Here is a 13,165-nt window from a genome sequence, read left to right as displayed (position 1 = left end):
CGGTGGAGCACGTGAAGACCCACCACCTGCGCACCCACCGAAGCGACGAGAACCTGGCCCGCGAGGGCCAGCTCGCCTGGCAGCTCGCCGGCCTCGCGATCGACCCGGTCGAGGTCGAGGCCGAGGTCTCCGACATGGTCGTGAACCGCGTGATCGACAACGCGGCGGTCGCGGCGGCGTCGCTCACGCGCGCGCCCGTGGTCTCCGCGCGCAGCCAGGCCCTGTCGCATCCGGTCTCCATCGGCGGCGACGGCGCCACCGTCTTCGGGGCCGACGCCGCCCGGCGCACCTCGCCCGAGTGGGCCGCCTGGGCCAATGGCGTCGCCGTGCGCGAGCTCGACTACCACGACACGTTCCTCGCCGCCGACTACTCGCACCCGGGCGACAACATCCCGCCGATCCTCGCGGTCGCCCAGCACCTCGCCGCGCGCCGGGGCATCACCGGCCGCGACGTCGTGCGCGCAATCACGACCGCGTACGAGGTGCAGGTCGACCTCGTGAAGGCGATCTCGCTGCACAAGCACAAGATCGACCACGTCGCCCACCTCGGGCCGTCGGCGGCCGCCGGCATCGGCACCCTGCTCGGGCTCGACCAGGAGACCATCTTCCAGGCGATCGGTCAGGCGCTGCACACGACCACCGCGACCCGCCAGTCGCGCAAGGGCGAGATCTCGACGTGGAAGGCGCACGCGCCGGCCTTCGCCGGGAAGATGGCGATCGAGGCGGTCGACCGCGCGATGCGCGGCCAGACCAGCCCGGTGCCGATCTGGGAGGGCGAGGACGGCGTCATCGCGTGGCTCCTCGACGGACCCGACGCCTCGTACGAGGTGCCGCTGCCCGACCTCGGCGAGCCCAAGCGCGCAATCCTCGACACGTACACGAAGGAGCACTCGGCCGAGTACCAGGCGCAGGCGTGGATCGACCTCGCCCGCAAGCTGCACCGCGAGTACCCGCTGCTGCTCGACGACCCGATGCGCGTCGAGTCGATCGTGCTCGAGACGTCGCATCACACGCACTACGTGATCGGGTCGGGCGCGAACGACCCGCAGAAGTACGACCCGCGCGCCTCGCGCGAGACGCTCGACCACTCGATCCCCTACATCTTCGCGGTCGCCCTGCAGGACGGCGCCTGGCACCACGTCGACTCGTACGCGCCCGAGCGCGCGGGCCGCCCCGACACGATCGAGCTCTGGCGCAAGATCACGACCGTCGAGGACCCGGAGTGGACCCGCCGCTACCACTCGCTCGACATCTCGGAGAAGGCGTTCGGCGGCCGCGTGGTCATCACGCTCGCCGACGGCGGCGAGATCACCGACGAGATCGCGGTGGCCGACGCGCACCCGCTCGGCGCACGGCCGTTCGGGCGCGACGACTACGTGCAGAAGTTCCGCACCCTGGCGGAGCGTGCGCTCGAGGCATCCGAGGTCGACCGCTTCCTCGACCTGGCGGTGCGCCTGCCCGAGCTCGCGCCCGACGAGCTCGGCGCGCTCACCTTCACCGCCGCGCCCGGACTCCTCACCCAGGTCGAGACCCCCGAGGGCCTCTTCTAGCGAGGGGCCTCTTCTAGCGAGGCGGATGCCACGGGGCGCCGCCGTAGGCTGGGCGCATGCTCTACGCACAGACCTCGCCCGCCGAGAAGCGCCGCCTGTTCCGGGAACGACTCGCCTCGGGTGAGTTGCTCCGCTTCCCGGGCGCGTTCAACCCGCTGAGCGCCCGGCTCATCGAGCGCAAGGGCTTCGACGGGGTGTACATCTCGGGTGCCGTGCTCTCCGCAGACCTCGGCCTGCCCGACATCGGCCTCACGACGCTCACCGAGGTCGCGGGCCGCGCGAAGCAGATCGCGCGAATGACCGAGCTGCCCGCGATCGTCGACGCCGACACCGGGTTCGGCGAGCCGATGAACGTCGCCCGCACGGTGCAGGAGATGGAGGACGCGGGTCTCGCGGCCCTCCACATCGAGGATCAGGTCAACCCGAAGCGCTGCGGCCACCTCGACGGCAAGCAGGTCGTCGACGAGCACACCGCGCTCCAGCGCATCCGCGCCGCCGCCGACGCCCGGCGCGACGAGAACTTCCTCATCATGGCGCGCACCGACATCCGCGCGGTCGAGGGCTTCGAGGCATCCGTCGACCGTGCGAAGGCGCTCGTCGACGCCGGCGCCGACGCGATCTTTCCCGAGGCGATGGCCTCGCTCGAGGAGTTCGCCGCCATGCGCGCCGCGGTCGACGTGCCGCTGCTGGCGAACATGACCGAGTTCGGCAAGGGCGAGCTGCACACCGCGCAGCAGCTCGCCGACGTCGGCATGAACATCGTGATCTGGCCGGTCTCGCTGCTGCGCCTCGCGATGGGCGCCGCCGAAGCGGGACTCGACGAGCTCGAGGCATCCGGCAACCTCGTCGGCAAGCTCGACGACATGCAGCACCGTGCCGAGCTGTACGACCTCATCGACTACGAGGGGTACAACCGGTTCGACTCGTCGGTCTTCAACTTCCGCGTCGCGCGCTGAGGCTGAGGCCGCGCCGGCGCTCCGTAGGGCGCCGCCGAAGGGGCGTGCCGCCGTTCGACCGACGCCGCAGCGACCGAACGGCCGTGCACGGTTCGCCATAGATGCCGGTGGGAAAGCGCTTGTGAGCGATCCCATTTCTTCAACAACCGGAAATCGCTCCGGAAAACTGTTGTGAGGCATTCATGTTGACGCTAACATCGTGCCCTAGTTGTGATCGCTCACAACTACCGACAGTGCCGTCGAGCGAACGGAAGACACATGCCCCACGCAGCCTCAACCTCGTCGCCGGGCCGTAGGGCCCGGGCCCTCTGCGCAGGCTTCCTCGCCACCGCGCTCACCGCCTCGGTGGTCGGTGGCGTGATCGCCGGATCGGCTGCGGCCGCCGACAACGAGGTGGTCGTCCGACCCGATCCCACCTACGCGAGCCCCGAGTTCGAAGGGTGGGGCACCAGCTTGATCTGGTTCGCGAACGCCACCGGCGGGTACTCCGACGAGGTGCGTGAGGAGCTCTACCGCCTGCTGTTCTCCGACGAGGGCCTGCGACTGAACATCGCCCGCTACAACGTGGGCGGTGGAAACGCCCCCGATGTCGTCGACTACCTTCGCCCCGGCGGCGCGGTCGAGGGCTGGTGGGCCGCCCCGGAGGGCACCACCAGGGAGGACACCGACTGGTGGGACGCCGACGATCCGGCCGACTGGAACGAGGACGCCGACGCCGCCCAACGCTGGTGGGTCGAGCGCATCAAGGGTGATGTCACGCACTGGGAGGCGTTCAGCAACTCACCGCCGTACTTCCAGACGGTGAGCGGATACACCTCGGGCGGATTCGACTCGTCGGCCGACCAGATCCAGGCGGAGAAGGTCGACGAGTTCGCGGCCTATCTCGTCGGGGCGGTGGAACGACTGGAGGCGGCCCACGGAATCACCGTGGACACGATCGACCCGCTCAACGAGCCCAACACGCCCTACTGGGGCACGCAGCTGGGTGGTGATGGTGAGCCGACCGGCGGCCGTCAGGAAGGCGCGCACGCCGGCCCCCAGCTCCAGTCGCAGGTGCTGGAGGCATTGGACGCCGAACTGGCCGACCCGGGGACGACCACCGGTGCAGTGATCTCCGCGATGGACGAGACGAATCCCGGTACCTTCGTCACCAACTGGAACGCATACCCGGATGCCACCAGGGACCGCATCGAGCAGTTGAACGTGCACACGTACGGCACTGATGGCCGCACGATGGTGCGCGACATCGCCAAGGCGGCCGGCACGCCGCTGTGGATGAGCGAGGTCGGAGGTTCATGGGGTGACTCGCAGGACTTCGAGTCGATGGAGTCCGGTCTCGGCATCGCCGAGCGCATCACGGACGATCTTCGCGAACTGGAGTCGAGCGCCTGGGTGTTCTGGCAGCCGGTGGAGGACTACGACAACATGGCACCCGGCGGGGAATTCGCCGACGGCGCCAACTGGGGCAGCATCCAGGTGCCCTTCGACTGCACCGCCGAGGACACGCTCGAGTCGTGCCCGGTCTACACCAACACCAAGTACGACACCGTGCGCAACTTCACCCACTGGATCGCGCCCGGTGACACGCTGATCGGCAACGACGACCCCGACACCACCACCGCGCTGACCGCCGAAGGGCTGGTCGCCGTCCACGTGAACGACAGCGCCGCGGTGCGCGACGTGAAGATGGACCTGTCCGGCTTCGCGGATGCCGAGGGCGCCACGGTCACGCCGATCGTGACCAGCGCGGACGGCGCCCTGGTCGAGGGCGCCCCGACCGCGGTGGTCGACGGCAGCGCGACCGTCCAGGTTCCGGCCGAGTCGGTCACGACGCTCGTGTTCGCCGGCGTCGACGAGGTCGACACCACGGCCGCACCCATCCAGGACGGCGAACTCTATCGGCTCCAGGGGGCGCAGTCCGGCCTGTCGCTGGCTCCCGACGCCGACGGCGGACTGCAGATCGCGACCAGGAGCAGCGATGACGAGCAGCAGTGGAGCATCGCGCAGGTGGCCGGCACCGGAGCTCGCGCGCAGTACACGGTGACCAACGCGGCGACCGGCGACCGCCTCTCCGTCGTGGACGGCGATCTCGCCCTGTCCGCCGAGAACGGTGACGCCGCCCGGTGGATCCTGTCGACCACGGGCAACGGCGCACGCACGCTGGTCAACGTGGCCAGCGGCGCCCTCGTGGACGTCGGCGGGGAGGCCACGACGGACGGATCCCCGGTCGGCACGTGGCAGCCCAACGGCCGGGCCAACCAGCTCTGGCAGATCGTGGACCCCGACGCGCAGGACCCCGTCATCGCGCGCGGCGACAACGTCGCCGATGACCCCGGGGTGACCCTGTCTGCGACCTTCACGGAGCCCGGGTACGGGGTCGACGGACTCGTCAACGGCATCCTCACCGACAAGGCCTGGAGCAACTGGAAGCCGGACTCGAAGAACGTCAGTGACACCATCACGCTCGAGCTGGGTCGCGAGGTCGAGATCTCCTCGGCCGACGTGGTCTTCTACAACGAGTTCGGCGCCTACGCGGAGACCCTGCGCATCGAGGTGCGCAACTCGGACGGGACGTGGACGGACGTCACGGGAACGGTGGACGGCCCGCCCCGTGACGCCGCCGGCCCGACCTCGTCGCTCTGGTTCGACCCGGTGACCACGAACGCGCTGCGGGTCGTCCTCAACGCCTACGACAACACCCACATGGTGCTGAGCGAGATCCAGGTGTTCGAGCCCGCCGACCCCAGCCTGCTGCTCGACTACGACCTGACCCTGGACTCCGGGGCGATCGTGCTCGACCGGTCCGGCAACGGCAACGACGGCACCCCCGTCGGCGACCCCGAGTGGACCGGCACGACCGGGCTGGCACTGGACGGCGACGGCGACGCAGTCGAGCTGCCGGACGACCTCCTCGCAGGCCTCGGCGCCATCACGGTGGCGGTCGACGTCTTCGTGGACCCGGGCCAGGCTTCGCCGTACTTCGTGTGGGGCCTGGGTAACGAGCCCGGGACGGACCCGAGTGCCAACGGCATGCTCTTCCTCGGCGGCGAAGGGCTGCGGATCGGGCTCACGCCCACTCGCTGGGACGGCGAGCAGGTGATCGCACCCGAGCCGGGCCGCAGCCTGGAGCGCGGTGTCTGGACCTCCCTCGTGTACACCCAGGACGGTGCCACCGGCACGCTCTACCAGGACGGCGAGCAGATCGCCCAGCGCACGGACCTCGTGATCGTGCCGGGTGACATCGGAGCCGGAACGACCGTCAAGAACCTGCTGGGCGACTCCAACTACGACGGTGACCCGAGCCTGTTCGGCAACCTGCGGTCGTTCTCTGTCTACGATCGTCCGCTCTCGGCCGACGAGGTCGTGGAGATCTCGCTCGCGGATGAACTGCGCGTGAGTCAGGATGCCGCAGAGGTCGACCTCGGTGACACCGGCGAGGTCACCGGCGATCTCGAGCTGCCGACGGTCGGCACCTGGGGCTCCGCCATCTCCTGGAGCTCGAGCGACGGCTCGGTCGTCGCGGCAGACGGCACCGTGACGCGTCCCGCGAGCGGCTCGCCGGACGCGACCGTGACGATGACCGCGACCATCTCCTCGGGCGACGTCCGAGCGGTGCGGAACTTCGAGGTGACGGTGCTCGCCGACGCCACCGACGAGCAGCTCGCACAGGACGCGGCCGACGCGATCTCCCTGGTGGACCCGCACGACGTGCGTGGCAACATCTGGCTCCCGGAGTCCGGTGCACGAGGCGCCGTCATCACCTGGGAGTCCTCCGACACCGGCATCGTCACGGCGGACGGCATCGTGCAGCGTCCGGCAGGCGGCGACGCCGTCGTCGCGATGACCGCGACCGTCGCCGTGGGCGAGGCGACCGCACAGCGGACCATCGACCTGACGGTTCGGGCGGCCTTCGAGCTCGAGGAGTTCACCGGTTACGCGTTCAGCTACTTCACGGGCAACAGCATCCCCGGCGAGAAGATCTACTTCGCCGCGAGTGAGGGCAACAACGCGCTGTACTGGCAGGGTCTGAACAACGGGGCTCCGGTCCTCGAGTCGACCGAGGGCACCCGTGGCCTCCGCGACCCGTTCCTCATCCGTTCGCCCGAGGGCGACCGCTTCTTCCTGATCGCCACCGACCTCTCGATCGGCCGCAACGGCGACTGGGGAGAGGCGCAGCGCAACGGCAGCCAGTACCTGGAGATCTGGGAGTCCACCGACCTCGTCAACTGGTCGGAGCAGCGCCACGTGAAGGTCTCGCCCGACAACGCCGGCAACACCTGGGCGCCGGAGGCCTACTGGGACGAGGCGAACGAGGAGTTCATCGTCTTCTGGGCATCCAAGCTGTATGCGACCGACGACCGGACCGGTGACACCTACAACCAGATGCTGTACGCCACGACGCGTGACTTCGTGCACTTCAGCGAGGCGCAGCCCTGGCAGGACTACGGCGTGTCACGCATCGACACGACGATCATCCAGGACGGCGAGTGGTACCACCGCTTCACCAAGGACGAGGGTGCCGGCACCACGGGGTGCTCCGACATCATCCAGGAGAAGTCGACCGACCTCACGTCGCCCGACGCTGCGGACTGGGAGCTCGTGGCGAGTTGCATCGGCCGTGATGCCGGCACCGGCGCCGTGGAGGGTGCCACCGGGTTCCACGCCAACCCGAACGACACGTCGGAGTTCGACACCTACCTGTTCGTCGACGAGTACGGCGGTCGCGGCTACGTGCCCCTGGGCACGAGCGATCTGGACGACCCGAACTGGGCGATCCCGAGCGACTACGACCTGCCCGCCAACCCGCGGCACGGGACGGTGCTGCCGGTGACCCAGGCCGAGCACGACCTGCTTCTCGCGGAGCTGGCGTCCGAGGTGGCCGAGCCGCTGCCCAGCACCCAGGACGGCTTGGTCTGGGAGTACCCGATGGACGAGACCGACGGCACCGTCGTGGCGGATGCATCGGGCAACGGCAACGATGCGGCACTCGCCGGCGATGCGACCTTCACCGGCGACGCCGTCGCCCTCGACGGGAGCGACGCCTGGATCGACCTGCCGGACGATGCGATGGCCGGCCTGGAGGAGATCACCTTCTCGATGGACGTGAACATCGCGGTCGACCAGCCCGCGCCCTACTTCATCTGGGGCATGGGCAACACCACCGACAACCTGGGCGACGGGTACCTCTTCACCACCGGAAACGGATACCGGTCGTCGATCACCACGACGAACTGGGTGGGGGAGCAGACCGTCGGCGCCGGGTCGGATCTGCCGCGGGAGCAGTGGGTGACCATCACCTACACGCTCGGCTCCGACGACGTCGCGCGAATCTACCGGGATGGCATCCTGGTGGGCGAGAACGTCGATGTCACCGTCGACCCCGGCGACATCGGGAGTGGATTCACGACCGAGAACTTCATCGGTCGGTCGGTGTATCCCGGTGACAACCTGCTCCGCGGGTCTGTTCGGAACGTCCTCATGTACGACCGCGCGCTGAGCGGGGTCGAGGTGGCCGAGATCGCCACCGACGGCACCGGGATCCTGGGCGTCGAGCTCGACACGCTCAAGACGGAGGCGATCATCGACCCGGAGGCGGGCACCGTCGTGCTCCCGGTCGAGCCGGGCACCGACCTGACCGGGCTGGCACCGGCCTACGTCGTCGTCCCGGATGCGGAGGTGTCGCCTGCGGGACCGACGGACTACTCGAACCCGGTCCAGGTGACGGTGATCGCGCCGGGTGGCGCCAGCCGCGTCTGGACGGTCGAGGCGATCGAGATGAAGTCCCCCGTGCTGCCGGGCCTGTACGCAGACCCGAACATCGCGCAGTTCGGCGACACGTTCTACCTCTACGCCACCTCGGACGGTTACCCCGGCTGGAGCGGCAGTGAGTTCTTCGTGTGGAAGTCGGACGACCTGGTCGACTGGACGCGCTCGGACGAGCCGTTCCTGACGCTCGACGGCGCGAACGGCGACGTGCCGTGGGCCACCGGCAGCGCCTGGGCGCCGACGATCATCGAGCGGGAGGGGAAGTACTACTTCTACTTCAGTGGTCACAACCCGACGTACGACCGCAAGACGATCGGTGTCGCGGTCGCGGACAGCCCCGAGGGGCCGTTCACGGCACAGCCCGAGGCGATGATCCTCAACAACGAGGCGGTCACCAGTGGTCAGGCGATCGACCCGGCGGCGTTCATGGATCCCGAGACGGGGAAGTACTACCTGTTCTGGGGCAACGGTGCACCGGTCTACGCCGAGTTGGCGGACGACATGACGTCGCTGGTCCCGGGCACGATCTCGGCGATGCAGGGACTGGACGACTACCGCGAGGGAACCTTCGTCAACTACCGGGAGGGTACGTACCACCTGACCTACTCGATCGACGACACCGGCTCGCCGAACTACCGCGTCGGCTACGCGACCGCGCCGAGCGTGGACGGTCCGTGGACCTCTCGGGGTGTGATCCTCGAGAAGGACACCTCGATGGGCATCCTGGGAACCGGTCACAACTCGGTCCTGAACGTGGCGGGCACGGACGACTGGTACATCGCCTACCACCGGTTCGCGATCCCGAACGGCGACGGCACGCATCGCGAGACGACGATCGACCGGCTGTCGATCGGCGAAGACGGGCTGTTCCAGCCGGTGACGCCGACGCTGTCGAGCATCGAGCCCGTCGCGACGGTTCCCCCGATGGCGCTCTCGATCGACCCGGCCGAGGCCGACGGCGACGCAGGATGGCACGTCTCGCCGGTCACGGTGACCGCCACCACCGACGGGGACGCGACGATCGAGTTCTCCATCGACGACGCCGACTGGGCGGCGGACGACGACGGCGTGCTGGTGGTCGACTCCGACGGCGAGCACACGGTCGACACCCGCGCGACCCGGTACGGGCTCACCTCGGAGACGACCTCGGTCTCGTTCAAGCTCGACACCGGTGCACCGCAGATCGGCATCGACGGCATCGACGGCGGAGCCGTTGTGGGCTCGTCGGAGCAGGTCGAGCTCCGCGCGACGGGCTCGGATGCGACGTCGGGCATGTCGACGCTCGTGCTGTCGATCGACGGCGAGGAGGTCGACGCCGGAGTGGCCGAGACCTCGGCCCTGCTGTCGGCGTGGGAGTGGACGCTGGGCGAGCACACGGTCACCGTCGTCGCCGTCGACGTGGCGGGCAACACCGCCACGACGACGTTCACGTTCACGATCTCGACCACGCTCCACGACGTGTCGGCGTTGCTGGAACGCTTCGAGGACGAGCTGGAGCGCGGTCAGTTCACGTCGCTGAGCAGGCTGGTCGACGCTGCCGAGCGTCAGCTGGCGAAGGGCAACGGCGAGGCCGTGCGCGACCTGTTGGCCGAGGCGCAGCTGAAGGCGGAGGAGATCACGGACGAGGCGCTCCGTGCGGTGCTGCTCACCAACCTGGGGGCGCTGCTGGACGACTGAGGCAGGGGATGCGCGTCCAGTGGCAGGGCGATGCAGCGCCGACATCGCAGCGCGCCGGGCACGGGTGAGCGGATGCCGCAGAGCCGCCCCCACCAATAGGCTGGAGTTCCAGCCGAAGCGACGGGGGCCCCATGACCGAGCAGCAGACCGAGCCCGAGATCCACAAGGGCCTCGCCGGGGTGTACGTCGACACGACGGCGATCTCGAAGGTGAACCCCGAGACGAACTCGTTGCTGTACCGCGGGTACCCGGTGCAGGAGCTCGCGGCGTCGGTGACGTTCGAGGAGGTCGCGTACCTACTCTGGAATGGCGACCTGCCCGACGAGCGCCAGCTCGCCGCGTTCGAGCAGCGCGAGCGGTCGCTGCGCGGGCTCGACCACACGGTCAAGCGCGTGATCGACGAGCTGCCGCTCACCGCGCACCCCATGGACGTCGTGCGCACCGCGGTCAGCGTCATCGGCGCGCGCGATCCCAAGGCGCGCGAGTCGTCGCCCGACGTGAACCTCGACATCGCGATGCGCCTGTTCGCGCAGCTGCCGTCGATCGTCGCCTACGACCAGCGCCGCCGCCACGAGCTCGACATGATCGAGCCGCGCGACGACCTGGGCTACTCGGCGAACTTCCTGTTCATGACCTTCGGCGAGCTGCCCGAGCTGCCGGTCGTGAACGCGTTCGACGTGTCGATGATCCTGTACGCCGAGCACTCGTTCAACGCGTCGACGTTCACCGCCCGGGTGATCACGTCGACGCTCTCCGACATCTACTCCGCGGTCGTCGGCGCGATCGGCGCGCTGAAGGGCCCGCTGCACGGCGGGGCGAACGAGGCCGTCATGCACGCGTTCGACGAGATCGGCTCGGCCGATCGCGCCGAGGCCTGGCTCGACGACGCGCTCGCCGCCAAGCGCAAGGTCATGGGCTTCGGGCACCGCGTCTACAAGCACGGCGACTCGCGCGTGCCGACCATGCGCGACGCGATGGAGCGGATGCTCGAGTACTACGACCGCCCCGACCTGTACGAGCTCTACGTGACGCTCGAGCGCGCGATGGACGAACGCAAGGGCATCAAGCCGAACCTCGACTACCCGGCCGGCCCGGCGTACCACGTGATGGGCTTCGACACCGAGACGTTCACGCCCCTGTTCGTCGCCAGCCGCGTGGTCGGCTGGACGGCGCACATCATGGAGCAGCTCGACGGCAACTCGCTGATCCGTCCGCTCTCCGTCTACGACGGCTCCGACGAGCGGCACGTCCCCGTCCGCTGAACCCGCCCCGCGCCCAGCCGTCACGCACCGGCCCGCCGAAATCACACGGGCCCGCGCTGCAGCGCGGGCCGGTGTGATCGGCACGTGCCGATGCGCAGATACGCCGCTGGCGGTTGCCCACAAGGAGGGCGCGGCGCCGCGGCGGGCGGGCTTGTCCGAGTGCGCCAACGGATGCCCCGGGGCATCCGCCCTGCCCTACAGTGCTGCCGTGCACATGTTCTTCCGAACCCTCCTCCACCTGTTCTGGTTCTCGCGCCGCAAGCAGGGCCTCGGGCACTACGACGTCGCCCGCACGAACTTCATCACGCTGCCGACCGACCTCGACGTCAACTGGCACATGAACAACGGCGTGTACTTCTCGATCATGGACATCGCGCGCTTCGACATGCTCGTGCGCAACGGCGTCTGGAAGATCTTCCGCTCGCGCGGCTGGTACCCCGTGGTCGTCGCCGAGACGCTCTCGTTCCGCAAGTCGCTGGGCCTCTGGCAGCGGTTCACGATCGAGTCGCGCATCCTGGGCTTCGACGACAAGGCGGTGTACGTCGAGCAGCGCTTCGTGCGCCCGGGCGCCGACGGCGAGCCCGAGGTCTACGCGAAGGGCTACATCCGCGGCAGGTTCCTGAAGAAGGAGGGCGGCACCGTGTCGGTGGCCGAGCTCATCGACGCGATCGGCGAGGTGCCCGAGGAGATGGTCGTGCCCGAGCGCCTGCTCGAGTGGGGCCAGGGCGTGTCGCTGCCCGCCACGCGCGCGGCGGCCCCGTCGGTCTGGAGCTGACGCGGGCGAAGCGAGCGGATGCCCCGGGGCATCCGCTCGCCCCTAGCTGAGCTCCTTCTTCGGCACCACGACCTCGCGGATGATGAGCAGGATGCCCGCCGCGATCGGGATGGCGACCAGCGCGCCCGGCAGGCCGGCGAGCGTGCCACCGGCGAGGGCGGCGATCAGCACGAGCGAGCCCGGGATGGACACGGCCTTGCTCATCACGCGCGGGGTGAGGATGTACGCCTCGACCTGCATGTAGATGAGCATGAAGATCAGCACGATGATCGCGGCCGTCGGCGAGACGAACAGCGCCACGATCGTCATCGCGATGGTGGTGAGGATCGTACCGATGAGCGGGATGAGCGTGATCAGGAACGCGACCGATGCGATCACGATCGCGTACGGCACCCCGACGATGATCAGCAGGATCAGGCTGTAGGTCGCGTTGAAGAACGCCAGGATCACCATGCCGCTGAGGTAGCGGCCGATCGACTCCATGATCCGCTCGGCGTAGCCGACGACCGTCTCGCGGTGCGACTTGGAGATCAGCGAGTAGCAGGCCCGCTTCATCGTGTCGAGCGTCGCGATGAAGTAGATCGACAGGATGAAGACGAAGAAGCCGGTCGAGACCGCGTTCACGACCGTGCCGGCGACCGCGAGTGCGCCGCCGCCGACGGTCGCCCACGTGTTCGGGTCGGTGATGATGCCGAGCAGCCAGTCGTAGGCGCCGGAGACCGCGCCGCCGGTGAAGTCCTCGACCGCCAGGTACCAGTCCTGCGTCTGGATGTCGGCGATGGCCTCGGGAAGCCCCTGCACGAACTCGACCGACTGCGTGACGATGATCGGAATCAGCAGGAGCAGCATTCCCGCGACCACGCCGACGAACAGCAGGATGACCGTGACGATCGCCCAGCCGCGCTTCATGCCGCGGCGCTGGAACCAGCGGATCAGCGGGTCGAGCCCGAGCGAGATGAAGATCGCCGCGAACACCGAGAAGATGACCGACGACAGGCCGAGCGCCGCCTGCGCGAGGAACAGGGCGAGCAGCACGCCCAGGGTCGCGATGAACGCCCACCGGAAGGGATGGTTGCTCATCACGCTCACGACGGGGCGCGCGCGGGACATCACCTCGGGCTCGGTGACCTCTCTGGCATCGGAGCTGCGGCGCGACGACCTCTTCATGGCGCCAGTCTA

Annotated in this window: 6 protein-coding genes; 5 read left to right on the top strand and 1 reads right to left on the bottom strand. The window is 69.0% G+C overall.

Annotated elements, in window-relative coordinates; translation table 11 throughout:
* Positions 1-11 precede the first annotated feature (11 nt).
* The 5 genes from QMG39_RS06560 (at position 12) to QMG39_RS06540 (ending at position 11,986) form a co-directional block, all read left to right on the top strand.
* On the top strand, positions 12-1,550 hold the full coding sequence (locus QMG39_RS06560) for an MmgE/PrpD family protein (protein WP_281883268.1): 1,539 nt from the start codon (positions 12-14) through the stop codon (positions 1,548-1,550).
* A 56-nt stretch (positions 1,551-1,606) separates the two neighbouring features.
* Entirely contained in the window at positions 1,607-2,506 is a 900-nt protein-coding gene (gene prpB / locus QMG39_RS06555; protein WP_281883266.1) for a methylisocitrate lyase, read from the top strand.
* 357 nt (positions 2,507-2,863) lie between these two features.
* On the top strand, positions 2,864-9,949 hold the full coding sequence (locus tag QMG39_RS06550; RefSeq protein ID WP_281883264.1) for a family 43 glycosylhydrolase: 7,086 nt from the start codon (positions 2,864-2,866) through the stop codon (positions 9,947-9,949).
* Between the two features lie 131 nt (positions 9,950-10,080).
* Positions 10,081-11,211: a bifunctional 2-methylcitrate synthase/citrate synthase gene (locus QMG39_RS06545; protein ID WP_281883262.1), complete on the top strand. Its 1,131-nt coding sequence runs from the start codon at positions 10,081-10,083 to the stop codon at positions 11,209-11,211.
* 214 nt (positions 11,212-11,425) lie between these two features.
* Positions 11,426-11,986: an acyl-CoA thioesterase gene (locus tag QMG39_RS06540; protein WP_309298775.1), complete on the top strand. Its 561-nt coding sequence runs from the start codon at positions 11,426-11,428 to the stop codon at positions 11,984-11,986.
* A 42-nt stretch (positions 11,987-12,028) separates the two neighbouring features.
* Here QMG39_RS06540 and QMG39_RS06535 read toward each other — a convergent pair whose 3' ends face one another.
* Positions 12,029-13,153, bottom strand: a complete 1,125-nt coding sequence (locus tag QMG39_RS06535) for an AI-2E family transporter (protein WP_281883257.1) — start codon at positions 13,151-13,153, stop codon at positions 12,029-12,031.
* Between the last annotated feature and the right edge of the window lie 12 nt (positions 13,154-13,165).

Source organism: Agromyces rhizosphaerae, from assembly GCF_027925245.1.
In the GTDB taxonomy this organism is placed as follows: domain Bacteria; phylum Actinomycetota; class Actinomycetes; order Actinomycetales; family Microbacteriaceae; genus Agromyces; species Agromyces rhizosphaerae.
This window is presented reverse-complemented; position numbering and strand designations above follow the sequence as displayed.

Coding starts and splice junctions, on each gene's coding strand:
- QMG39_RS06540 (WP_309298775.1), top strand. CDS start 11,426: ATGTTCTTCCGAACCCTCCTCCACCTGTTCTGGTTCTCGCGCCGCAAG.
- prpB (WP_281883266.1), top strand. CDS start 1,607: ATGCTCTACGCACAGACCTCGCCCGCCGAGAAGCGCCGCCTGTTCCGG.
- QMG39_RS06535 (WP_281883257.1), bottom strand. CDS start 13,153: ATGAAGAGGTCGTCGCGCCGCAGCTCCGATGCCAGAGAGGTCACCGAG.
- QMG39_RS06545 (WP_281883262.1), top strand. CDS start 10,081: ATGACCGAGCAGCAGACCGAGCCCGAGATCCACAAGGGCCTCGCCGGG.